The 22,142-nt window shown below is 70.7% G+C and carries 26 protein-coding genes and 3 pseudogenes; 9 read left to right on the plus strand and 20 right to left on the minus strand.

Translation table 11 applies throughout. The annotated features are described in order from the left end of the window. Entirely contained in the window at positions 1-768 is a 768-nt protein-coding gene (locus ACIBNA_RS15180; protein WP_399165670.1) for an ANTAR domain-containing protein, read from the minus strand. Between the two features lie 212 nt (positions 769-980). On the opposite strand from ACIBNA_RS15180, the gene ACIBNA_RS15185 reads away from it, so the two are divergent. The 4 genes from ACIBNA_RS15185 to ACIBNA_RS15200 all read left to right on the plus strand — a co-directional run bounded on the left by ACIBNA_RS15185 (position 981) and on the right by ACIBNA_RS15200 (position 3,034). After that, the gene (locus tag ACIBNA_RS15185) at positions 981-1,577 is read left to right on the plus strand and encodes a DUF5994 family protein (protein ID WP_399165671.1); all 597 of its coding nucleotides are present in this window, start codon (positions 981-983) and stop codon (positions 1,575-1,577) included. Between the two features lie 23 nt (positions 1,578-1,600). Continuing rightward, entirely contained in the window at positions 1,601-1,840 is a 240-nt protein-coding gene (locus tag ACIBNA_RS15190; RefSeq protein WP_399165672.1) for a hypothetical protein, read from the plus strand. A gap of 388 nt (positions 1,841-2,228) precedes the next feature. After that, positions 2,229-2,711, plus strand: a complete 483-nt coding sequence (locus ACIBNA_RS15195; RefSeq protein WP_399165673.1) for a hypothetical protein — start codon at positions 2,229-2,231, stop codon at positions 2,709-2,711. Continuing rightward, positions 2,708-3,034 carry a DUF3105 domain-containing protein gene (locus ACIBNA_RS15200; protein ID WP_399165674.1) on the plus strand — a complete coding sequence of 109 codons (327 nt, stop codon included), beginning with the start codon at positions 2,708-2,710 and terminating at the stop codon, positions 3,032-3,034. The genes ACIBNA_RS15195 and ACIBNA_RS15200 overlap by 4 nt, the downstream gene beginning before the upstream one ends. Here ACIBNA_RS15200 and ACIBNA_RS15205 read toward each other — a convergent pair. From ACIBNA_RS15205 to ACIBNA_RS15265, 13 genes and pseudogenes are all read right to left on the minus strand, one after another. Continuing rightward, positions 2,959-3,312, minus strand: coding sequence for a MerR family transcriptional regulator (locus ACIBNA_RS15205; RefSeq protein WP_399165675.1), 354 nt, complete (start codon positions 3,310-3,312; stop codon positions 2,959-2,961). The genes ACIBNA_RS15200 and ACIBNA_RS15205 overlap by 76 nt on opposite strands. Positions 3,313-3,741: 429 nt before the next feature. Continuing rightward, the gene (locus tag ACIBNA_RS15210) at positions 3,742-4,053 is read right to left on the minus strand and encodes an SCO5918 family protein (protein ID WP_274817840.1); all 312 of its coding nucleotides are present in this window, start codon (positions 4,051-4,053) and stop codon (positions 3,742-3,744) included. Positions 4,054-4,099: 46 nt separating this feature from the next. After that, positions 4,100-4,396, minus strand: coding sequence for a hypothetical protein (locus ACIBNA_RS15215; RefSeq protein WP_399165676.1), 297 nt, complete (start codon positions 4,394-4,396; stop codon positions 4,100-4,102). Between the two features lie 97 nt (positions 4,397-4,493). Beyond that, positions 4,494-5,987: a DEAD/DEAH box helicase gene (locus tag ACIBNA_RS15220; RefSeq protein ID WP_399165677.1), complete on the minus strand. Its 1,494-nt coding sequence runs from the start codon at positions 5,985-5,987 to the stop codon at positions 4,494-4,496. A gap of 198 nt (positions 5,988-6,185) precedes the next feature. Beyond that, complete coding sequence (locus ACIBNA_RS15225; RefSeq protein ID WP_004986771.1) at positions 6,186-6,389, minus strand: cold-shock protein; 204 nt, start codon at positions 6,387-6,389, stop codon at positions 6,186-6,188. A gap of 432 nt (positions 6,390-6,821) precedes the next feature. Next, positions 6,822-7,013, minus strand: coding sequence for a hypothetical protein (locus ACIBNA_RS15230; protein WP_399165678.1), 192 nt, complete (start codon positions 7,011-7,013; stop codon positions 6,822-6,824). Between the two features lie 206 nt (positions 7,014-7,219). Continuing rightward, positions 7,220-8,461, minus strand: coding sequence for a PP2C family protein-serine/threonine phosphatase (locus ACIBNA_RS15235; protein ID WP_399165679.1), 1,242 nt, complete (start codon positions 8,459-8,461; stop codon positions 7,220-7,222). 21 nt (positions 8,462-8,482) lie between these two features. Beyond that, the gene (locus tag ACIBNA_RS15240) at positions 8,483-8,785 is read right to left on the minus strand and encodes a hypothetical protein (protein WP_399165680.1); all 303 of its coding nucleotides are present in this window, start codon (positions 8,783-8,785) and stop codon (positions 8,483-8,485) included. Positions 8,786-8,900: 115 nt separating this feature from the next. After that, positions 8,901-9,035, minus strand: coding sequence for a hypothetical protein (locus ACIBNA_RS15245; RefSeq protein ID WP_399165681.1), 135 nt, complete (start codon positions 9,033-9,035; stop codon positions 8,901-8,903). A 252-nt stretch (positions 9,036-9,287) separates the two neighbouring features. After that, complete coding sequence (locus tag ACIBNA_RS15250) at positions 9,288-9,740, minus strand: DUF5990 family protein (protein WP_399165682.1); 453 nt, start codon at positions 9,738-9,740, stop codon at positions 9,288-9,290. Further along, a complete protein-coding gene (locus tag ACIBNA_RS15255) occupies positions 9,737-10,000 on the minus strand; it encodes a hypothetical protein (protein ID WP_399165683.1) in 264 nt (87 codons plus the stop codon). Before ACIBNA_RS15255 ends, ACIBNA_RS15250 begins: the two co-directional genes overlap by 4 nt. 195 nt (positions 10,001-10,195) lie before the next feature. Next, positions 10,196-11,731: a fused MFS/spermidine synthase gene (locus tag ACIBNA_RS15260; RefSeq protein WP_399165684.1), complete on the minus strand. Its 1,536-nt coding sequence runs from the start codon at positions 11,729-11,731 to the stop codon at positions 10,196-10,198. Positions 11,732-11,943: 212 nt separating this feature from the next. After that, positions 11,944-12,090, minus strand: a pseudogene (locus ACIBNA_RS15265) (xanthine dehydrogenase family protein subunit M); the annotation flags it as partial. A gap of 3 nt (positions 12,091-12,093) precedes the next feature. On the opposite strand from ACIBNA_RS15265, the pseudogene ACIBNA_RS15270 reads away from it, so the two are divergent. From ACIBNA_RS15270 to ACIBNA_RS15280, 3 genes and pseudogenes are all read left to right on the plus strand, one after another. Continuing rightward, a pseudogene (locus ACIBNA_RS15270) lies at positions 12,094-12,191 on the plus strand (carbon monoxide dehydrogenase); the annotation flags it as partial. A gap of 128 nt (positions 12,192-12,319) precedes the next feature. Further along, positions 12,320-13,431: pseudogene (locus ACIBNA_RS15275) on the plus strand (XdhC family protein). An 81-nt stretch (positions 13,432-13,512) separates the two neighbouring features. After that, positions 13,513-13,887 (plus strand): hypothetical protein, encoded by a 375-nt coding sequence (locus tag ACIBNA_RS15280; protein ID WP_274817853.1) that lies wholly within the window; start codon positions 13,513-13,515, stop codon positions 13,885-13,887. 114 nt (positions 13,888-14,001) lie between these two features. Here the strand turns inward: ACIBNA_RS15280 and ACIBNA_RS15285 are convergent, their stop codons facing one another. After that, the gene (locus tag ACIBNA_RS15285; protein ID WP_399165685.1) at positions 14,002-14,220 is read right to left on the minus strand and encodes an aldo/keto reductase; all 219 of its coding nucleotides are present in this window, start codon (positions 14,218-14,220) and stop codon (positions 14,002-14,004) included. Between the two features lie 187 nt (positions 14,221-14,407). On the opposite strand from ACIBNA_RS15285, the gene ACIBNA_RS15290 reads away from it, so the two are divergent. Continuing rightward, a complete protein-coding gene (locus ACIBNA_RS15290) occupies positions 14,408-17,266 on the plus strand; it encodes a SpoIIE family protein phosphatase (protein ID WP_399165686.1) in 2,859 nt (952 codons plus the stop codon). A gap of 21 nt (positions 17,267-17,287) precedes the next feature. On the opposite strand, the gene ACIBNA_RS15295 is transcribed toward ACIBNA_RS15290, so the two are convergent. Genes ACIBNA_RS15295 through ACIBNA_RS15315 form a run of 5 tightly spaced genes read right to left on the minus strand, consistent with a single transcriptional unit; the run spans position 17,288 to position 20,784 of the window. Further along, entirely contained in the window at positions 17,288-17,857 is a 570-nt protein-coding gene (locus ACIBNA_RS15295) for a sugar phosphate isomerase/epimerase family protein (protein WP_399165687.1), read from the minus strand. Beyond that, entirely contained in the window at positions 17,848-18,156 is a 309-nt protein-coding gene (locus ACIBNA_RS15300; RefSeq protein WP_399165688.1) for a hypothetical protein, read from the minus strand. Before ACIBNA_RS15300 ends, ACIBNA_RS15295 begins: the two co-directional genes overlap by 10 nt. Further along, positions 18,153-18,989 carry an alpha/beta fold hydrolase gene (locus ACIBNA_RS15305; RefSeq protein WP_399165689.1) on the minus strand — a complete coding sequence of 279 codons (837 nt, stop codon included), beginning with the start codon at positions 18,987-18,989 and terminating at the stop codon, positions 18,153-18,155. The genes ACIBNA_RS15300 and ACIBNA_RS15305 overlap by 4 nt, the downstream gene beginning before the upstream one ends. A gap of 35 nt (positions 18,990-19,024) precedes the next feature. Next, entirely contained in the window at positions 19,025-19,900 is an 876-nt protein-coding gene (locus ACIBNA_RS15310; protein WP_399165690.1) for a class I mannose-6-phosphate isomerase, read from the minus strand. 41 nt (positions 19,901-19,941) lie between these two features. Then, positions 19,942-20,784 (minus strand): SDR family oxidoreductase, encoded by an 843-nt coding sequence (locus tag ACIBNA_RS15315; RefSeq protein WP_399165691.1) that lies wholly within the window; start codon positions 20,782-20,784, stop codon positions 19,942-19,944. Between the two features lie 201 nt (positions 20,785-20,985). On the opposite strand from ACIBNA_RS15315, the gene maeA reads away from it, so the two are divergent. After that, positions 20,986-22,062 (plus strand): oxaloacetate-decarboxylating malate dehydrogenase, encoded by a 1,077-nt coding sequence (maeA, locus tag ACIBNA_RS15320; RefSeq protein ID WP_399165692.1) that lies wholly within the window; start codon positions 20,986-20,988, stop codon positions 22,060-22,062. The last annotated feature ends 80 nt before the right edge of the window (positions 22,063-22,142 follow it).

A 22,142-nucleotide genomic window follows, 5' to 3' on the forward strand; every position in this document is an offset into this window, starting at 1 on the left:
TCAGCGGCGGCGGTCCTCGGGGCTGACCGGCGCCGGTACCGGGATGTCGGAGGTGTCGAAGTCACCCGAGACGATCCGCGTGGCCAGATCCGACAGGCGCAGGTGACGGGCGCGCGCGTACGACCGGAACGCGGCGAAGGCGTCGTCGACGGACGTGCTCCAGCGCTCCGCCAGCACGCCCTTGGCCTGCTCGACCAGGACGCGGCTGGTCAGCGCGGTCTCCAGCTGGCTGTTGACGACCTGCGACTGTTCCAGCGTGCGCTGCTGGAGGATCGCGATGGTGGCCACGTCGGCGAGTGCCTGGGCGAGCGCGATGTCGTCGTCGCCGAGGCGGTGCGGTGCGGTCTGGAACAGGTTGAGCGCGCCGATGACGCGGCTGCGCAAACGGAGCGGGAGGGCGTGCGTGCTCACGTATCCCGTCTCGCGGGCCCGTGCGGCGAAGTGCGGCCGGCCGTCGGCGGGCTCCGGCCGCGTCAGCTCGATGTTCGTCCGGGCGGCGCCGGTGCGGTAGCACTCCACGCATGGCCCCTGGTGGTGCTGGAGCGCGAAGAGTTCCAGCAGGCGGGTGCGCTCGTCCGAGGCGGCGATGATCCGCAGTTGGCCGTGCGCGTCCGCGAGCAGGATCCCGGCCGCCGACACGTCGAGCAGCTCGACGCAGCGCTCGGACAGCCGGTGCAGCAGGTCGATGACGTCGAAGTCCTCGACGAGGAAGTCCGCCACTTCCACGAAGATCTCGGCCAGACGACGTTCGCGGGGCATGCCGGTCATCCCTTTCCCCTTCCCGTTGTTGCCGCAGGGACACGGCTCCGGGCAGGGGCGAATGGGGCCGTTCCCCCCTGTCCGTACGGTCCGTTGGGCCTGTTCGAGGAGTACGCTGGAACCACCGAGGATATTTCGCGCACCGGCTTCCAGGCTCGTGTCGTTTTCGGCGATCGAATATGCCGGGCCGGTCGCGATCGGTCCGGAGCAGGGTTCGCGCCATGACTGCGACCTTTTCCCACCCGCTGACAGCCGAAGCCGATGACCGGCTCTCCTCGTCCTCTCTGCGTCTGTCGCTCGCTCCCGTCGGTCCGGTACCGGCTCTGCTGGACGGCGCCTGGTGGCCCCGTTCCCGCGATCTCGCGGCGGAACTCCCCTCCCTGACCGCCGTACTGGATCCGCTGTGGGGGCGGATCACCCGGGTCACGGTGAATCCCACCCACTGGCCGGTCGTTCCCCGCAAGGTGCCCGTCGCCGGGCACGTGGTGAAGGTGGGCTGGTTCCTGCCCGAGCAGGACGCGCACGAACTGCTGCTGCTCTCGTACTACGTGGGCCGCTGGAACCTCCTGGTGATCCCGCCGCAGACGACTCCCGAGTCGGCCGCCCGGCTGATGGCCGCCGCGAGCGACCCACTCGGCACATCGACCGGGAGCCGGTTGATGGCGCAGGAGGCGCGCTCGCGGGCGGCGAACGAGGCCGACCGGGCCGTCGAGGCGGTCTGGGACTCCGCAGGAGGACATGAGGCCCGCGATGCGGCCGCACGTCCGTGGGCCCCGGCCGTGACCGCGTCGGTGCCGCATCAGCCGATGGGAAGGTGAGACCAGTGGAGACATTCGTGTCCGTGGCTGTGATCCTGGGGATGATCGTTCTCGGTGTGTTCCTCATCCACCAGCTGAACTCACAGCACAACGACCGCATCGCCGCCTTCCACTACGGCCACTCCGGGCTGCCTGTGGCGGGACCGGCTCGGCACAAGGCCAGAGGCCGGGCGGGGACGAGCGGCACCGGCCGCCGCCACGACCATGGAGGGCCCGGCGGACGCGGGCGGTTCTCCTGGCGCCGCCCCCGTAAGCAGGTCTGAGCCCCACCGTTCCGGCCGGCTCTCCAAGCTCGTCACCGAACGGGCCGAACCGACCGGACGGACAGCACGGCCCGCAGCCCGGGACCCCGGCCGCAGCACCGCACCTGACAGGCCGGGGTTCCCCCGCGTCCTGTACCCCGGATGCCCACCGGGCGCGGATCCGTCCGGTTCTCGGCGCGTCCCCGGACGGCCGGTCCAGCACGGCGCTCGCCAACTCAGGCCTGTGGACCGGCCGTTCCTCCGCCCCACGATCACCCCGTATCGGTGGCACGCCGCGAGGGCCGGGCCCGGTCCGCCCACGCGGCACGCTCCGACGGGCATTCCCGCGAGGGCCGGGCCCGGTCCGCCCACGCGGCACGCTCCGACGGGCATTCCGAACCGAGGAGCCATGGCCCTGCAACGGCTGAACGCCCACCGTCACGACCGCACCACCCACGTCGATGCCCAGGGGGAGGCAAGCACACCGACTCCCGCCCACGCCGTACGTCTGCGCCGGCTGAACCGCTGGCAGGCCGAGACCCTGCGGGAGGACCTGGCCGACCTGTACGTGGAGTCCTCACGCGCGCAGGAAGGCGAGGAGTACCGGGCCCGGGAGGCATTCCTGCGGCGGCTCACCGGCGCCGTCCGGCGGTCCGGATTCGCGCTGCTGATCGGGGAGGACACGGCCTTCGCCGGGTGCGCCTACGGATTCCCCGTACCGCGCGACGGGACGTGGTGGAGGGGCTTCGAGGGGACCCTTCCGCAGAGCGTCGAACAGCTCACCGCATCCGGACACGTCTTCGCGATCACCGAGATCCTGGTGCACCCCCGTACGGACGAACGGGGCCTCGCCCGCAGGCTCACGTGGAAGGCGACGTCCGCCATCCCATGACCCCGCCCGTCGGCGGAGCCCATGACAAAACGTGGATGACCTGCGACGGCACCGTCTACACCGAGACGATCCGCGACGAGAACGCCGTGCACTGCCTGGAGCTACACGCTGATGAGCCCCGTCACCCGGCAGTCCGGGACGATCATGCTGTCGCGTGCGGCCACCAACTCAGTGTGGAAACGGCATCCGACCCGCGCGTCCGGAACAGGGCGCTCCCTGCACCGGGGGCCTCACCGCGCCCAGGTGATCAGCCGGAATCGGCGACGGAACCCTCGGGCGCCTCGTGCCCGGCACGGCGGCGGTACTCGGCGTTGATGCGCTGAGCTTCCTCGAGCTGGTCCTCGAGGATGACGATGCGGCACGCGGCCTCGATCGGCGTGCCCCTGTCGACGAGTTCGCGGGCGCGCGCCGCGATGCGCAGCTGGTAGCGGGAGTACCGGCGGTGTCCGCCCTCCGAGCGCAGCGGAGTGATCAGACGAGCCTCACCGATGGCTCGAAGGAAGGCCGGGGTGGTGCCGAGCATCTCGGCGGCCCGCCCCATCGTGTACGCGGGGTAGTCGTCGTCGTCCAGACGATCGCTGAGCGGGGTATCTGCTGTCATGTCACCTCGTAGTGCAACGCGTCGAGGGGCCCTGGCGCCGTACGGCACCAGGGCCCCGAAGGAAATTGAACACCATCTGTCGGCCCTAATGCTCTGCCGACCTTCTGTTTCCGCTCCCGGTCCTGCAGACGGGGGGATGCGGGGATCGCGGCTGCGTGACCGGGGACCACCTTCCAATCCGGGGTCTTGCGGTACCCGGGCCGAGCGCTGCTCGGGCCGGGCGATCCTGATGGCGTCTGCTCCTCCGTCCTCCTCTGCTCACTGATCTGTGTCAACGAGAAAAAGGCTAACTGGGACGGAGCTCAATGTCTACTCTGGCAAGAGTAGATTTTATTCTCTGGGCAAGACGGCGAGACGACGACGAGGGCCCTGCCGACGCGCGTCGGCAGGGCCCTCATCGGGATCGGGTGGGCGGTTGTCCGCCCTTCCTCATGCGTCCAGGGGCGCGGCGCCGAGCAGTTCCGACGCGGTCTGGAGCGGAGTGGGGACGCGCACGGGCGCGGCCTCGGGGTGGGCGTGGCAGGTGAAGCCGAGGCGGGTCATGGCCCGGATGACTTCGCTGCCGGTGAAGTCGCGGCGGTCCTGTCGGGTGACGACCTGGCCCACCTGCTTGACGGGGTAGCGACGGCGGCCGATGGTCACGGACTCACCCGTGACGATCTCGGGCGTGACGCCCTTCATCGAGGCCAGCACCCCGCTCTTGGTCAGGTCGAACGGGTACCGGGCGATGACACAGCGCATGATGCCCCCACAGGGAGAAGGAGAACGGCTGACCGGGCGAGGCGGATCAGCAGGAGAGGGCGAGGACGCCCGGGGCCCGGCCGTGCTCGCCGACGGCGGCGGTCCGGGGGACGGGTGAGGCGAACGGTCCGTCGAGGACGTCCCGCAGCCGGGTCCGGTCCGTGTACGTGGAACTGCCGCGGTGAACGGCGAGTTCGGCCCGGGTGACCGAGCCCGTGCACTGGTCGTCCCCGTCACACAGGAGGAGGTACTCGACACGGGCACTGGCCATGACGGACAGGGCCACCTCGACGGTCATGTCGTCCCGGACCCGGGGGCCGGACGTGTCCATGGCGTCCACCATGGACACGAGGGAAGGAGCCGCCTGCTGGCACTGCGTCTGGACCGGTGTCAAAGCTGCCTCCGCGGAGATGGGTGAGCTGAGGATCGACGCAACAGGCCTAGGCCGCCGGGTCGTAGGCGGGCCGCTGCGCCCTGCGCCGTCCCGCCTGTCCGGTGGGGCGCCCCTGGACGGGGCGGCTGCGGCGGCCCCGGGACGAGGGGGCCCCGGAAGACCCGGCGCGGCGGGGATGCGCCGGGGCCGGTGCGGTGATGACGACAGGCACACCGGACGGGGTCTGGGCGCCTGTGATGCGGCTCAGTTCCGCCTCTCCCGAACGCACCGGGGTGACCTGGGGGGTGATGGCGGCCGAAGCCATCAGCCGGTTCATGCCGCGGCGCTGGCCGGGTGTCACGAGGGTGACGACGCTGCCGGACTCGCCGGCGCGGGCGGTACGGCCGCCGCGGTGCAGGTAGTCCTTGTGGTCGGTGGGCGGATCGACGTTGACGACGAGGTCGAGGTTGTCGACGTGGATGCCGCGGGCCGCGACGTTGGTCGCCACCAGCACCGTCACATGGCCGGTCTTGAACTGGGCGAGGGTGCGCGTGCGCTGGGGCTGGGACTTGCCGCCGTGCAGAGCCGCGGCGCGGACGCCGTTGTTCAGCAGGTGCTCGGTCAGCCGGTCCACGGCGCGCTTGGTGTCCAGGAACATGATCACCCGGCCGTCCCGCGCCGCGATCTCGGTCGTCGTGCGGTGCTTGTCCGCTTCGTGCACGTGCAGCACGTGGTGCTCCATCGTGGTGACCGCACCCGCCGACGGGTCGACGGAGTGGACCACCGGGTCCGTCAGGTAGCGGCGGACGAGCAGGTCGACGTTGCGGTCCAGGGTGGCCGAGAAGAGCATCCGCTGCCCCTCGGGGCGCACCTGGTCGAGCAGGGCGGTGACCTGGGGCATGAAGCCCATGTCGGCCATCTGGTCGGCCTCGTCGAGGACGGTGATGGCGACGTCGTCCAGTCGGCAGTCACCACGGTCGATGAGGTCCTTGAGCCGCCCCGGCGTCGCGACGACGACCTCGGCACCGGACCGCAGCGCACTCGCCTGCCGGCCGATCGACATGCCGCCGACCACGGTGGCCAGCTTCAGCCGCACGGAGCGGGCGTACGGGGTGAGCGCGTCGGTCACCTGCTGGGCGAGCTCGCGGGTGGGGACCAGGATCAGGGCGAGCGGCTGCCGTGCCGCCGCGCGCCGGCCTGCCGTACGGGCCAGCAGTGCGAGGCCGAAGGCGAGGGTCTTGCCCGACCCGGTACGGCCGCGGCCGAGCACGTCACGCCCGGCGAGGGAGTTCGGCAGGGTCGCCCCCTGGATGGGGAACGGCACGGTCACGCCCTCGTGGCCGAGCGCGGCCAGCAGCGGCGCAGGCAGGGCGAGGTCGGCGAACGCCTCGACGGCGGGCAGCGCGGGCGTGGTCGTCACCGGCAGCGCGAACTCCCCCTGGGGAGCGGCCGGTCGGCGCTCGTAGCCCTTGGAGCGTCGCGGAGCCCCCGAGCCCTTGGCGACAGACCCGCGGGAGCGGTCGTAGGTGCGGGTCGGGCGGGCGGTGCGTGCGCGGTTCAAGCGGAACCTTCCTCGATGTGAGCTGGTAGGCACGTAGCAAGGAATTTCCGCAGCAAAATGAACGGCGCAGAGAATCGCGAGAACGAGCCTGAGATGTTGGGCGCGGCCTTATTGTCACGCGCCCTGAAAAGCAGCGAGCTGGGGCCCGCACCCCAAGGTGCGGGCCCCAGCTGCGAAATATGCGTTGGTGCCGCGATGTCAGGCGGGAACGATGTTCTCGGCCGTCGGGCCCTTCTGGCCCTGCGCGATGTCGAAGGACACCTTCTGGCCTTCCAGCAGCTCACGGAAGCCCTGGGCAGCGATGTTGGAGTAGTGGGCGAAGACGTCGGCGCCGCCGCCGTCCTGCTCGATGAAGCCGAAGCCCTTTTCCGCGTTGAACCACTTCACGGTGCCAGTAGCCATGTCAATTCTCCTTCGGAGACGATGTTCGGAATTCGCCCTGTGCGGATTCCGCGTCGCCGTGCTGATTACCCCGTAGGAAAATGAACCTTTTGGCAACCACACCTGCAACTGAGATCGACAGTAGCATGGCGCGGCCGGCGCCGTGCGGATCGATAATTCCGCCCCGGCGGGCGGTCGAGGAATACTCGCCGTGTGCCGCGCCAATTTCTCATCTCACAAAAACAGATATTGGTCCCGCGCGGACGCACTGTTCCTGCCGGTGCTTCCGGCCGCAGCGCCATGACCTCCCGTGATGATCCCTGCGCCGCGGCCGTCGCCACCAGCCGACGGGACCACGACGAACGCGCCGGGACCCCGCGATCGCGATGAAGGTCACATCGGCAAACGGGTGATCCGCCGGAGGACCCGGCGGCGGAGAAGGGGGCGGGACGGTCAGCGAGTGCCGTCCAGCAGATCGCTGATCTGTTCGTGGAGTTCGTGCGGCAGGCGGATGCTCCAGCGATCGGCCGCCTCGGCGGCCAGATCCCGGCTCCAGCGCCGGCTGTTGGAAGCCGCCGTTCGCACCTCGGGCCGACGGGCGGCGGCGGTGGTGGCGGTGTAGCGGTCCCGGTCGGCGGCGGGCAAGTCCTGTTCCAGCGTGGAGCTGGTCCGCGCGGTGCTGCCGGCAACGGAGCCGTCCTGATGGCCACCGGCTACTCGGCGTCCAGCCCTTGCCCCACGCCGGCGGCCCCGGGCCGGTCATGTCCGCCGCCCGCAACCATCTCCACTCCCTCAACGCCGAACTCGCCGAGCACTACTGGACTTCCGCCCGGATCGAGGCGCTGCCGAAGTCAGTCGAGGACGGCCAGATGATCGGCATCGCCGCCTCGCCACTCGACGAGGAAGATGGTCGCGTCGTCGCTGGTGGTGCCGCCACGCTCGTGTTTCAGGGCGTGGGAGAGCGCTCGCACCACCGCCCGTGCATCGGTGCGGTCGCGGAGGATCCGGTCGGTCCACTCGATGAGCTGCTCCTCACCGAACTGTTCCCCGCCGGGCTGGCGCTCCTCGATCAGGCCGTCAGTGAAGCACAGCAACCGGTCCCCGGGCCGCAGCATCCGCTCGCTGACCACCGGCTCCTCACCGCCGAAGCCGACCGGCAACGTGGTCGGGCTCTCCAGCCGGTCCACCACGGCGCGGTCGCGGATCAGGAGCGGAGCCGGGTGGCCGGCGTTGACCCACTGCAGCCGGCCTGTGGCGATGTTCAGCACCATCATCTGCGCGGTGACGAAGTGGTCGTGGCCGAACTGCTCGTTGATGGCCCTGTCCATGAACGCGTACACCTGCGACAGATCGGTCTGGGCCCGTCGCGTGTGGCGATAGGCACCGACGGCCACCGTCGCCATGGTCGCCGCATCCAGCCCGTGGCCCATCGCGTCGAGCATGGCCACGTGAAGGGTGTCGCCGTTGAGGGCGTAGTCGAAGCTGTCGCCTGCCACGTCGTAGGCGGGCTCCAGGATTCCGGCCACCTCGACCTGCGGAACAGTCATCGACAGCGGGGGCAGCAACGACCACTGGATCTCCGCGGCCACGCTCATCGGGGCGCTGCGGCGGGCCTGGAAGAACTGGTCGGTGTAGGCGTCCTTGGTGACGATCATGTCCGCGACCAGACCGGCGAGTCTGCGGAGCAACCGCCGGTCGTCGTCATCGACCCTGTCCAGGGTGACGGCCATCACCCCGATCTGGTCGCTGCCGTCCAGCAGCGGCAGGTACATCCGCACACTGTCACCCTGCGGCACCTCTACCGCTGTGCGGCTGAGGAACGCCTCGCCGGCGGGGGACTCCTCGACCGGCTCGGGGCCACCGACCTTCAGCCTCCGGCCCGGCAGTGGCACCAGCAGTACCTGTTCGTAGTCCTGCAGGAGGATGGAGACCTCCCGCCCACCGACCCTGGCCACCTCTTCCGCGATCAGCGGGGCGATCAACTCCGCCGGCATCTCGTGGGCCCGGTCCAGCAGCACCCCCAGCAGCCGTTCGCCGAATCCCTCCGACCGGTCCACCCCGGTCCTGTCCCGCCCCCGCCCACCGTCCGTCATCACCGTTCGCTGACGCGGGCGTCAGGCAGCGCCGCTGACGCCCGGAGCGACGAAGCGCCTGTGGAGAGGGAAGAACTCCGGCTGGGGGTCGCTCTTCACCCCAAGCTCGCCCTTGAGCACAGGTTCGATCCTGCCGGCGATGAACCGGGCGAAGTGCTCCTCCGATTCCCAGATGTCGAGCACGTTCAGGCCGTCGGCGGTGAACCACGCCGCGTGCAGCGCGCACCCGTCCGGGGACTCCTCTTCCCAGCGCACCCTCTGGCGCACCGCGTCGTACAACTCGGGCGTGATCTCGGGCCAGACGAAGGTCATCACGACTGCCATGAACGTGCCTCTCAATCGCCTCGGCGCGACGCGGCGCGGTCTGCGCGGGGTACGTACGACGACGCTAAGCAGCCCGGGCCTACGAGGCACTTCGGGGCGGGCCATTCGGCGGTCGTCACTCGACGACGACCATGGCTTGGATGTCCGGGTCTGTGGCAGGCGGGAAAGTCCATGCGGCCCCGGACACGCAGTCCATGTACAGGGCGGCGTGCGTGAGGGAGACGCAGGTCAGCCCCGTTTCGACGTCCATGTTGACGGCGCCGGCGACTCGGCGCACTCGCGGGGCAGGGCCGACGCGTCGGCGGCCGTTGACGGCGCCGTCGGCCGAGGGGACACGGGCGCTGGCGTCGTGGGCTCGGGTGCAGGCGTCGTGGGCTCGTGTGTACGCGTCGTTGGCGTCGGCATTGGCATCGGTGGCTCAACGGTGACGGTATTGGTCACTGTGGCCCGGTCCTGCGCGGGCGGTGCATCGGTGCCCTCACAGCGCAGAGGGTGACCGCTCCTAACCGGCGCGTGCGGCGGTCCAGGTGATGTCAGGGGGCTCGACGCGTGCGCACAGAGGTCCGCCTTGCGCATCGGTCAGGCCGAGGCGTCCGACCAGCAGCCCGTCGCGTGCGGCGGTGGTGAGTACGTCGGCGGGGATGACGTCGAGCATCAGCTTGGCGCGGCGGAACATCGTGAAGAGGCCCGACTCGTCGACCGTGCCCCACGACAGGTAGATGAACCGCCGGCCCAGACGGTCCTGCACGTAGGGGCCTTTGATCTCGATGCCGGTCGGCGAGGTGCTGGTGGTGCACTCCAGCGTCCATGTCGCGGACGGTGCGTCGCCGGCTTGTGGCTCCAGGAGTTCGGCCGGGCGGTCGCGGCGTTGTACGGCGACGTGGAGGTCGCCGTACGCGGGGAGCTTGCCGGGCAGGTCGACGGCGTCGATGCGGATGCGCATGGCAGCCATCATGCCGCCATCGTCCGAGCTGGGGTCATGCGGCTCAGTGGTCGTCGCGGAGGGTGGTCGCGATGCCGTTGCGCTGACTCCCTTGCCCTTGTTGATGCCTCGACGACGGTCTCGCAGGAGCTGGAACCGGAGCCGGCCTCCTGCTGAGCGGCACGCCGCTCGGTCACCAGCGTCGCGGTGCCGTTCTTCATCTCCACGTCGGCGCCCACGGCGCCCTTCTTCGTGGCCGCCTCCAGCTGGTCCAGCGTGCACGGCGCGTGCACCTTGGACGCTGACGCCCTTCGCCTTCTCCGAGCCCGGCTTGGAGTCCGACGCCTTCTCCGCGACCGCCGCCGCGCCCGTTGCGCTCTTGCCCGACGAGCTGTCGCCGGTGCCGTTCTGGCACGCCGTCATCAGCAGCCCGGCGGTGATCGAGGCGGTGGCGACGGCGGCCTTGCGTCAGTCGGCCGTGTGTCCCGTCACCGGCCGTTGCCCGGGCTGTAGGGCTGGAGGAGCTGGTCGACGGGTGCGTAGTCGTCGGTGAGCGGTTGGGCGTCGCCGATCCAGGACGTGAGGTCGTCACCGGTGGCGATCTTCCAGCCGGTCTGCCGGGCGTCCAGCGCTTCCTGGGCCGCGCCCAGGTCGACCGGTCGGTCGGAGGCGATCACCACCAGATTGCCGCCCTGGGGAGTGGCGGTCGGGTCGAGGCCGATATCGGTGGCTTCGCCGACGAGGGCGACGTGCTCGAAGATCTCGCTGAGGGTGGCTGCTTCGGCACGTGCGAAGGCCAGGCCGCCGTGGTCGATGAGGTTGGCGACGTACAGGCCGTCCTCGTCGAGCACCCGCCGTACGTCCGTCATCGCTTCCACCGTGGTGAGGTGCCACGGCACGCTGACGCCCCCGAAGGCGTCGCCGACGACGAGGTCACGGCTGCCGGCCCCCAGTCGCCGCAGGCCGAGCCTGCCGTCCTCGACGCGTACGTCGATACCGGATCCCGCTCTCAGGCCGAGTTGGTCGCGGTCGATGCGCACGACCCCGCTGTCGATCTCGGATACGAGGCTGCGTGTCCCGGGCCGCGTGGCCGCGAGGTAACGGGGAAAGGTGAGCCCGCCGCCGCCCACGTGGTGAGCAGCTAGTGGCTCACCTTCGGGAAAGGCGGCATCGACCACCGACGCGATGGCGCGCACGTACTCGAACTCGAGGAAGGTCGGGTCGTCGATGTCGACGTAGGAGTGCCGCAGGCCGTCCAGGACGAGGGTGCGGCCGCTGTCCCGGTCGGGGTCCGCCACGACCCCTGCGCAGTGGTACCTGGTCTCCGTGTCGCAGCCACCGGGCGCGACCGTGGTGGCGAGGCCGCCGGCGACGACCACGAGTGTCAGGGCAGGGGTGCCGCTCCACCCGCGCCTGCGCCACTCGACCAGCGCCGAGCCGGCCACCAGCAGCGTGCCGAGGCCGATCAGTATGCCGCTGACCGGCAACCGCGATACGAGGACGAAGCCGGTGAGCACGGTGCCGACGATCGCTCCGACGGTGCCGACACCGGACAGCCGGCCGACAACCGTTCCGGTCTCGGCGAGGCTGGTGAGCCGCAACTTGGTCACGATCGGCGTCACCGCCGAGAGCAGCGCGCCCGGCACGAGGATGGTCAGCGACGCGATCAGCAAGAGCAACGCCGGCGCCCACTCCGCGGTGCTGCGCAGTACGGCGGGGGTGAGCGCCACGACCGCTCCCGACACCCCGAGCGAGGGGCCCAGGAGCCGGCGTGGATCGACCTGGTCGGCGATGCGCCCACCCATCCAGGAGCCGACGGCGATCGCGGTGAGGGCGATGCCGATCACCATGGTGCTGGTCTCGAGGGTGAGGCCGAGGTAGGGAGCCAGCAGCCGCAGAGCGACGATCTCCACCACCAGGACCGCGGCCGAGGACCCGAACACCAGCACTGCGGCGGTACGGGGACCCAGGCCGTCGTTGTGCGGCGTGCCCTCGGCGACAGGCGAGGAAGACGATCCGGTCACGGCGACATCCTTGCATGCGGCTCATCGGTCCGGTCAGGCCGAGGGAGGAGTCCCTGGCCCTGTCGGCGACGGCCGACCCGGCGCCCCCACTCATGAGCGGCGGGAAAGCAAGGGGGGACAAAAATCTCCCAGTCACAGGCGCTACTCGCGATGCCGGACTCCCCACATGGACGGCCGCGGCAAGGCGTGCGGTCGCCCCGGTCTGCGGTGACAACGTCGACCAGCGTCTCGGGGCGCTCGACGGTCTCGCGCATCAGGTCGACGAGCGTGGTGCCGCCTGCGATGTAACGGCCGCCGCGGCGACCGGCGTCGAGGGCCTCGCGGGTGTCGGAGACGCGGGTGTAGGAGAAGGGATGCATGGTGGGCCGCTCCTCTCCGGCGTCGGCTGCATCCAGGAGGGCCACACCGGTTCGCCGGAGGAGATCCGGAGTGGATGAGCGGCAACATCTGCCGCTGCGGAGCGCGGTCTTCAAGCCACCGGCCGCCGCGTCCGCGAACTGCCCGTCACTGCACAGGCGTTGCTCTGAGGCACCGAGCCGTCTGCGTGGCGGCGGCCCGCCCCACACCCTTTGCACGAAGGACCGGTTCATGCTGAACATCGCGGACGCACTGCACCGTTGGTGCCGCGACGCGCGTCCCTTCGCGTTGGCCACCGTCGCCGAGGTACGCGGCAGCGCGACCCTGCCCGTCGGCACGTCGGTCGCGGTGGACGAGGACGGCAACGTGGTCGGCAGCATCTCCGGCGGCTGCGTCGAGGGCGCGGTCCACGAACTCTGCCGACAGGTGTGCCACGACCTCAGCGCGCCTGGTTCGGCTACTCCGACGACGACGCCTTCGCCGTCGGCCTGACCTGCGGCGGCGAACTCGACATCCTCGTCCAGCGCGTCGACCCCGCGACTCGCCCGCACCTCGCCACGGCCCTCGCCGACATCGTGGAGGGCCGGCCCGCTGCCGTGGCCCAGGTCGTCGAGGGCCCGGAGGAACTGCTGGGCGGGACGCTGTACGTCGACGCGGCGGGAGGCATCCGTCACGGCCCGCTGACCGGAGCGCTGCGCCGGGAGATCGGCGCCCAGGCGTGGGCGCTGCTGCGGGCGGGACGCACGGCCCGGGCGGAGCTCGGCGGGGATGCCGGCACCTGCCCGGAACGGCTGTCCGTGCTGGTCCACGTCCACGCGTCCCGCCCCCGCATGCTGATCTTCGGCGCGATCGACTTCGCGGCCGCGCTCAGCCGGGCCGGCCGCTTCCTCGGCCACCACGTCACCGTCTGCGACGCCCCCCCGTCTTCGCCACAGCCGCCCGCTTCCCGCACGCCGACGAGATCGTGGCCGACTGGCCCCACCGCTATCCGGAACGCACGTACGTGGACGTCCGTACCGCCGTCTGCGTCCTCACTCACGACGCCAAGTTCGACATCTCCCTGCTCCGCCTGGCCCTCACCCTCCCCGTCGGCTACATCGGCGCGACGGGCTCCCGACGCACCCACGACGAACGCCTGCGCCTCCTGAGCAAGGCAGGCGCGACCGAGGACCAGCCGGCCCGGCTGCGCTCCCCGATCGGCCTCGACCTCGGCGCCCGCACCCTCGAGGAGACAGCGATCTTCCATCACCGCGGAGATCATCGCCCACACCAACCAGGGAACGGGCCTGCCCTTGTCCCACCTGTCCGGCCCGATCCACCGGGACCGGGTGCCGGCGCCCTGAGACATCTGCCCCAGCTGCCGGCGCAGCCGTTTCACGCCCGCGGAGGGTTCCGGGACAGGCATCCGAATAAGATGTGGACTCATGTCGAACCCTGATGAGCTGCTCGTCGCCATTTCCGCCGCGGTGGAATCCGAGCGAAGCAATCAGATGTCACTGACCGTGGTCGTCGGCGGCGCCGTCATCACCGGCCGGCTGGCTCCCGAGGCCGTGTGGAGGGAGCGGGTGGCGGAGGTCCTGAAGGACTCGGACCGGCTCGGCCCGTTCTCCGACGTCTTCACCCGCGGCCCACGCCAGAACCGGCCCGGCCACGGCGAGACGCCCACGCACCTGCACTTCCATCTCGCCCGGATCCTGCAGGGCAGCCTCGGGATCCCGGAGACGGGCGGCATGTACCGAGTGGCGATCAAGGACGTCAGCGCATGGACCGTGGGCGATTTCAGCTACATCGACCGGTGAGTCGCCCGCCGCGGGACTGGTACGCCGGGGAGGGGCCATCGCACCCTCCGGTTCCCGGTCGGCCTGTGCCGCGCCGTCGCCCCGGCCCCGCGGTACCCGGCCGGGGCGACTCCGCTACTGCAGGGCCGCAAGGCCCCTTTGCAGAGTGACTTGGGCATCGCTCCGCCCTCCTGCGGTACGCCCGGGGCCCTGGTTCTGCACGGTGACCACGGGGGCGGTCGTGCGGGCCTGCGCGAGATGGCCGACGTCGACGTTGCTGATGCCGAGGTGGCGGATCAGCCCCTCTTCGCGCAGCGCCGCCAGCGCGGACGTATGCCATCTCGGGGACGGCACCTGCACCATGAGTGCCTCACCGGCCGAGCCGGTGCACAGAGAGCAGCACCCGTATTCAGGCCGTATGAATGGATAGTAGTGTAAATGTCGCCCCGCCCAGCGGGACGGTGAGTGTGATCATATGGCCACAAACGAACAGCTCGGTCAGACTCCGCCGACAGCGACGGAGGCGCCGGAAGCCGCCCGGATGCGCGTACTCAGAAGCATGGGCGACGGGCAGACCCAGGCAGAGGCGCTCCAGCTCGCTTTGCATCACGCGGTGGCCGATCTCGGCGGGCTGGGTGGCATGGTGCACCTGCGCATACCCGGGGACAGCCAGCCGTTGCACCTGGCGGCGACGGGTGGCCTGCCCCGGGAATTCGCCCAGGAGTGGGAGTCCGTCGGCTGGCAGGACGAGAGCGCACCGGTCCGGGCCCTGCGGGACGGCGAGCTCGTGTGGCTGCCCACGACCGAGACGCGGGCCCGCGCCCTTTCCGGCGGCACCGGGATCGTGGCTGTCCCGCTGCTCGCCGCAGAGGGCGGCTCGCTCGGAGTGCTTTCGGTGGTGACCGTGTGCGCAGTGCCCTCGGTCGCGCAGCGGGACTTTCTCGAGGTGCTCGCACGGTGGGTGTGCGAGCGTCTGACACATCCCGCTCCCTCCACAGGCAGCCTCGGCCCCGCATGGTGGAACGCGGAACATCTGGCGGGGCCCCGGCTCCAGCACGCGCGCGAGGCGGTCCGCGTCGGCAACTGGGACCAGAACCTCCGTACCGGCGACGTGGTCTACGACGAGGCGACGCTGACCATACTCGGCATAGACCCGGAGACCTTCGACGGACGGGTCGACACCGTTGTGGGGCTCGTCCACCCGAACGACCTGCCGCGCGTCGTGGCCGCAGTCGAGCAGGCCATCCGACAGCGCAGCGAGTACGCGGCGGAGTACCGGCTGTGCCGGCCGGACGGCACTGTCGTCTGGGTGGAGGCCCACGCCGAGGTCGTCCTCGGGGAGGACGGCGAGCCGGCTCGCTTCGTGGGCACCGTGTGGGACACGACGCAGAAGCGCGCGGCGCTGGACTCGGTCGCCCATTCCCTGCTGCATATGAGCGACGGTTTCCTCACGGTGGACGCCGACTGGCGGATCGAGTTCGTCAACCTCCACGCCGAGCGCCTCCTCGGCCCTTCGCAGCAACTGTTCGGCCGCGTCCTGTGGGACGTTCCCGGAGCCGAGGTGCCCGGTCTGGAGGACCGTTGCCGGCAGGTGGCTGCCGCTGGCGCTCCGACGGGCTTCGACGTCCAGTGGCCGACACACCGGCGTTGGTACCACCTACGTCTGGTCCCGGCGCCGGACGGTGCGACGGTGTACCTCACCGACGTGACCGAGAAGCGCCTGGCGGATGAGCAGCGCAAGGCCGCACAGCGCGCGGCCGCCCAGCGCACCACGCACATCGGGCGCCTCAACACGGCGCTGGCCGAGGCGGTCGCTGTGAGCGACGTCGTGGCTACCGTCGCAGAGCGTGTCCTGCCCCTCTTCGGCGCCACCGGCCTCCTGGTGCAGCTCGTGGACGGCGAGAGCCTCCGGGTCGCGGGGAGCGCCGGGTACTCGCAGGAGTTTCTGAGCAACATCCCCGACACGATCAGCCTGTCCGATCACAGCCCGTTCACCGACGCCGTCCACCACCGCGCCCCGCAGTACCTCGTCTCCAGGCGGGAGTTCCGCGAGCGCTACCCGGAGGTCGCCGACCTCGCATTCACGGATGGGAAGCATGCCTGGGCGTACGTGCCCCTGATCGTCTCCGGTGGTCCCATCGGTTGCCTGGTCATCTCCTTCTCACGGCCGCGCCGGTTCGGTGAGGAGGACCAAGCCCTGCTGACCGCGCTCAGCGGGCTGGTCGCCCAAGCACTGGAACGCGCCCGCCTGTACGACGCCGAGCACACCCGCTCCCAGGAGCTGCAGCGGGGCCTGCTCCCGCTGTTTGTGCCCTCCCTGCCGGCCGTCACCACCGCGGCCCACTACGTGCCGGCCACCGAGGGCCTGGAGGTCGGCGGCGACTGGTACGACGTCATCCCCCTGTCCGCCGAACGAGTCGCGCTCGTCATCGGAGACGTCATGGGCCACGGACTGTCCGAAGCCGCCACCATGGGGCGCCTGCGCACCGCGGTACACACCCTCGTGGGACTCGAACTGCCCCCCGATGAACTGCTCTCCCACCTCAACGACCTGGTCAGCGACCTTGGCGATGACTTCTACGCCACCTGCCTGTACGCGGTCTACGACCCCACCGACCAGGTGTGCACCATCGTCCGGGCCGGACACCCTCCACCCGCCCTCGTCCAGCCCGACGGCGCCGTCCACTTCCCGCAGCTGCCTCAGAACCCACCGCTCGGCGCGGCCACGCCGCCCTTCGAGACCGTGGAGCTGAAGGTGCCTGAAGGAAGCCTGCTCGTGCTCTACACCGACGGCCTGGTCGAGTCCTCGTTCCGCGACATCGACACCGGCATGGCCAAACTGGCCGGAACGCTCACCAACACCCACAAGTCCGACGGGCGCGATCCGGGCGCCACGATCGCCGACCCGGACGCCGACGCCCGGCATCTCGACCAGCTGTGCACCGCGCTCACCTCCGCTCTCCTGCCCGCCAAGGAGCAGACCAGCGACGACACCGCCGTGCTCGTGGCCCGCACCCACGCTCTCGCCGCCGGGGACGTGGCGTTCTGGGAGCTTCCCGAGGATCCGATCGCCGCAGGCGAGGCCCGTGACCACATACGACAGCAGCTCACCGACTGGCAGCTGGAGGACCTCATGTGGACCACAGAGCTGATAGCCAGCGAGCTCGTCGGCAATGTCATCCGCCACGCGAGAGGCCCGATCCGGCTGCGCCTCATCCGCAGCCGCTCGCTCATCTGCGAGGTCACCGACGGCAGCCTGACCACCCCTCACGTTCGCCGCGCGCTCGAGACCGACGAGGGCGGCCGCGGCCTCCAGCTGATCGCCGCACTTTCCCAACGCTGGGGAACGCGCTACACCTCCCACGGCAAATGCATCTGGACGGAGCAGCTCCTGCCGTAGTACGGCCGCCCCCGCCCGCGCTCAGCCGGCCCACCAGGCCGACTCGAGGGCCGTCCGGTTGGTGCGCAGGAGATCGTCCAGGTCCGTCTCGTAGAGCGAGTCCGGCACGTTGTCGGAGAAGATCTCCAGGACGCAGGGGCCGCGGTAGCCGGCGTTGTGGGCGGCGTGCAGAAGTTGGCCGACCGGGATGTCGCCGGTGCCGACGGTGCGCCGGTCCATCCGCGAGCGGGGCGTGCGCCAGTCGCTGACCTGGAGCAGGAACAGGCGGTCGGGAGCGTCGGCGAGGCCGGGGACCAGGTCCGGGTCCTGCCACAGATTCCACAGGTCGAGGCAGACGCCCACGTTCTCGCGGTCGACCTCCTGGACGACGTCGAGCGCCTGCCGGTAGGTCCAGATGGCGGTCTCCGCGTTGAGCAGGACGGGATTGAGGGGTTCCAGCGCGATCCGTACGCCGTGGTCGGCGGCGATGTCCGCCAGTTCGCGGTGATGGGTGACGACCTGGCGGACCGCCTCGTGCAGGTTTCCGTCGGGCGCCGGCCCGGTGTTGGTGACGAAGACCGCGCCCGGGGCGAACGGTGCGATCAGCTCCACGCTGCGGCGGAGGCGGGCCAGCCGGTCACGCCGACCGGCGGGGCCGGCTGGGTCTCGCTTGGGAACACGGTCCGTACGAGGGGCTGGACCGAGCTGATCGGCAGTCCCGTCCCGGCAACCGAGGCTAGTTGGGTCTTGGCACGGTCGTGGTCGTCGTGGAGCTTGGTCTCGCACAGCTCCATCGCTTCGATGCCGAGGCGGGCGTAGTGCGCCAGGTCCTCGTCGAAGGACCAGGGCATGGTGGTGAACTGGTTGACGCCGTAGGGGAAGGGGAACGTCGACGGTGCCGGGCTGTTCACACGCGTACCTCCGTGTCGTTCCTGCTGTCGGTCAGGAAACCCGTGACCGTGTCGTGGAACTTCTCCGGCTCGTCGAAGAACAGCGCGTGGCCGCTGTGCTCGAAGAAGACGGTCCGGGCGCCCGGGAGCGCCTGGCCTACCCAGGCGGGCCCCTGCCAGGGCAACACCTGGTCCTGCCGTGCCACCAGGACCAGGCTGGGCAGCCGGAGTGTGGGCAGCAGGTCGCGCCAGTCGTGGCGGGTGTGGTCGGTCATCAGGGCGTTGCGTGCGTACGCGGGTGACTTGGCCATCTCGGCCAGGAGCAACTCCCTTTCCTGCGGGGTGGGTTCGCCCGAGAGGATGGTGTCGATCTGGTCCTCGTCGAAGGCCGGCGGGGCACAGGTGAGCTGGGTCTGCAGGGCGGCCAGGGAGGGTTCGTCGTAACAGGTGGCGTGTGCGTGCGGCCAGTCCGGTGCGTAGTACTGGCGGGGTGCCTGCTGGACGTACACCGCGCGGGCCAGACGGTGGCTGCCGAACAGTTCCAGATAGCTCCAGATGACCGGGCAGCCCAGTGACCAGCCCAGGACGGTGACCTCGCGCAGGTCGAGTTCTTCGAGGAGGTCGAACAGGTCCTTGGCCAGCCTCGACACGCGATAGCCGTGGCGGGGCTTGCCGGAGTCGCCGTGGCCGCGCAGATCGACGGTGATGACGCGGGCGTGTCCGGCGAGGGCGTCCAGGTTGCGGGTGAAGAAGCGGCCGCTGAAGCCCCAGCCGTGGATCAGGACGAGGGGAGGGCCGGTGCCCTGTTCCTCGTAGTGGATGGTGACGTCGTCGCTGGTGGTGATGGTGCCCATGGATCTCCTTCTACGTGAGTGGGTCGGTGAGGCCCTCACCGAGGGCGGCCACGGCGGCGGCCCCGTGCCCCGCGGCGAGCAGGGGCGTGCGGATGTCCCGCTCCAGGTCGGGCAGGTAGCCGAGGAGGACGTCGGCGGGCCCCTGGATCCGCACACGGCCCAGCGCGGCCGGCAGCAACAGGCTCCGGGCCCGACCGAGCCGCTCGGACCGGCCACCGGACTCCACGGTGACCGGGGCACCGGCGTTGCAAGCGCCCGAGGTTGGTGTGCCACTCCTCGTCGTCCAGTTCCGAGCCGTCCTCCATGTGCCGGCGCATGGCGTGCTGCTGGATGTCGGAGGTCTGCTCGATCTCGTAGACCAGGGTGCCGGGGCCGAAACTGTGCAGGGTGCCGCCAGGCACGTAGACGGTCTGCCCGGCCCGCACCGGAAGCCGGCGCATGACCGCGTCGAAGTCCTGTGCGAGCAGAGCCTGGTGCAGCGTCTCCCGGTCCACACCGGCTTTCACCCCCACCAGGGCGCAGGCGCCCGGGGCCGCGTCGAGGACGTGCCACGCCTCGGTCTTGCCGTGGGGCTCGTCCTCCAGCCGGCGTGCGGTGTCGTCGTCGGCGTGCAGATGGACCGGGAGGGCACCGGTGCCGTCGATGAACTTGGTCAGCACCGGGAAGCGCGGGCCGCGCCGGCCGCGCCCCACGAGTTCGTCGGGGTGATCCTCGACGAGCCGGCGCAGCGTGCGGCCGGCCAGCGAGCCGTCCGCGACCCGTGCTCCCTCGCCGTCCACATCGCTGACCTCCCAGGTCTCGGCGACCCGGCCGTCGGGCAGGCCGGTACGGCCCAGCCGTTCGGCGAGGGCCCGGCCGCCGAAGACGTGCTGCTTGACCGGGGTGGTCAACCGCAAGGGGTACCAGTCCACGGGCACTCCTGGTCTCTGAGGGCAAGGGTCCTGACGCGAGGTCACAGGATGGGCTGGCCGCCCGTGACGGCGATGCGCGCACCCGAGACGTACGCGGACTCGTCCGAGGCGAGCAGGACGTACACGGGGGCGAGTTCGGCCGGCTGCCCGGCCCGTCCCAGTGGCGTCTGTCCGCCGAAGTCCTCGACCTGCTCGGGCGGCATGGTGGCGGGGATCAGCGGCGTCCAGATCGGCCCGGGGGCGACGCTGTTGGCCCGGATGCCCCGGTCTGCGAGCGACTGGGACAGCGAGCCGACCATGTTGGCCAGGCCCGCCTTCGTCGCGTTGTACGCCAGCAGGCCCGGCGGCGGCGTGTCGGAGTTCACCGAGCTGGACGCGATGATCGACGCACCTGGCTTCATGTGCGGCACCGCCGCCTTGCAGAGGTGGAACATGGCGCTGAGGTTGGTCGCCAGCGTGTGGTCCCACTCCACGTCGGGGATCTCCTCGATCGATTCGCGGAACATCTGGAACGCCGCGTTGCTGACCAGGACGTCGATGCGGCCGAACGCCTCCACGGCCCGTGCCACCACCTCTCGGCAGTGGGCGGGGTCGGACAGGTCGCCCGGCACCAGGACTGCCTCGCGGCCGGCCTCCTCCACCCAGCGCGCCGTGTCGCGGGCGTCGTCCTCCTCCTCGTCCAGGTACGAGATGAGCACATCGGCGCCCTCGCGGGCGTAGGCGATCGCGACGGCCTTGCCGATGCCGCTGTCGCCACCGGTGACCACGGCGGCCTTCCCGGCCAGTCGCTCCGATCCGCGGTAGCCGTGCTCACCGTGGTCGGCCTGGGGCCGCAGGGCCGCCTCGGTACCCGGAGGCCGTTGCTGCTGGGCGGGCTTGTGCATGGGGTAATCCCCCTCTTCTCTCTCATCGCGGGGATCGCTGCACCGGCTGGAGGCGGTAGCGCCGCCGTACCCGAACGAAGGGCCGCGTCAGAGTGCGGCAAAAGGGATGGGCGCCGATGCGCCTGTCACGCCGACCGGGGTACCCGGGGCGCCTGGCAGGAAACGAGCCCCTACGGCAGTCGTGCGACGTAAGGAGAGCCGATGGCCCCGCCCCGCAACCGTGCACAGGACGACCACCAGGGGAGGGGGAAGGGCCGCACCGGCCGCGGGCAACCGGACGGCCGCGCGCTGCTCACGGACCCGCTGAGCAACAAGGGCGTCGCCTTCACCCAGGAGGAGCGGGAACGCCACGGCCTGGTCGGGATGCTGCCGCCCGCGGTGCTGTCCCTGGAGCTCCAGGCGCGGCGAGCCTGGGAACAACTGCGCGCGCAGCCAGACGACTTGGCGAAGAACGTGTATCTGGAGCAGCTCCACGACCGCAATGAGGTCCTCTATTTCCGCCTGCTCTGCGACCACCTCACCGAGCTGCTGCCGATCGTGTACGACCCGACCGTGGGCGAGGCGGTCAAGCGCTACAGCCACGAATACCGGCGGCCGCGCGGTGTCTACCTGTCCATCGACCGCCCCCAGGACATCCGCCCGGCGTTCCAGGCGCTCGGCCTGGGCCCCGACGACGTCGACCTGCTGGTGGCCACCGACGCGGAGCAACTCCTCGGCATCGGCGGCATGCAGCTCGCGGTCGGCAAGCTGGCGGTCTACACCGCCGCCGCGGGCATCCACCCGGGGCGGGCCATCCCGGTGATGCTCGACGTCGGCACCGGAAACCAGGCGCTGCTCAACGGCCCGCTGTACGTCGGCAACCGGCACAACAGGGTGCGCGGCGAGGCGTACGACTCGTTCGTCGCCGCCTTCGTGGAGGCGGTGGGCGAGCTGTTCCCGCAGGCGCTGCTGCACTGGGAGGACTTCGGCCCCGGCAACGGCCGCCGCATCCTCCAGCAGTACGGCGAGAAGATCTGCACCTTCAACGACGACATGCAGGGCACCGGTGCGATCACGCTGGCCTGCGTCATGAACGCGGCACGGGTCACCGGCACGCCCATGCGGGATCAGCGCATCGTGGTCTTCGGCGCCGGGACGGCGGGCGTGGGCATCGCCGACCAGCTGCGCGACGCCATGGTCCGCGACGGACTCGACCGCGGAATGCACGGCTCACCCGTACTCCTGGCCGACGGAGCTGATCCGTTCACCCCACCCGGTCAGCCACCGAGCCGTGACTGACGCGTTCCGGCAAGGTGAGCGCCCGAGGACGCACGAGGCATGATCAGTGGATGCATGGTGTGGAGGGCAAGTCCGGTGGG

The sequence above is a fragment of the Streptomyces sp. NPDC050164 genome (assembly GCF_044459945.1).
GTDB lineage: Bacteria > Actinomycetota > Actinomycetes > Streptomycetales > Streptomycetaceae > Streptomyces > Streptomyces coeruleorubidus_A.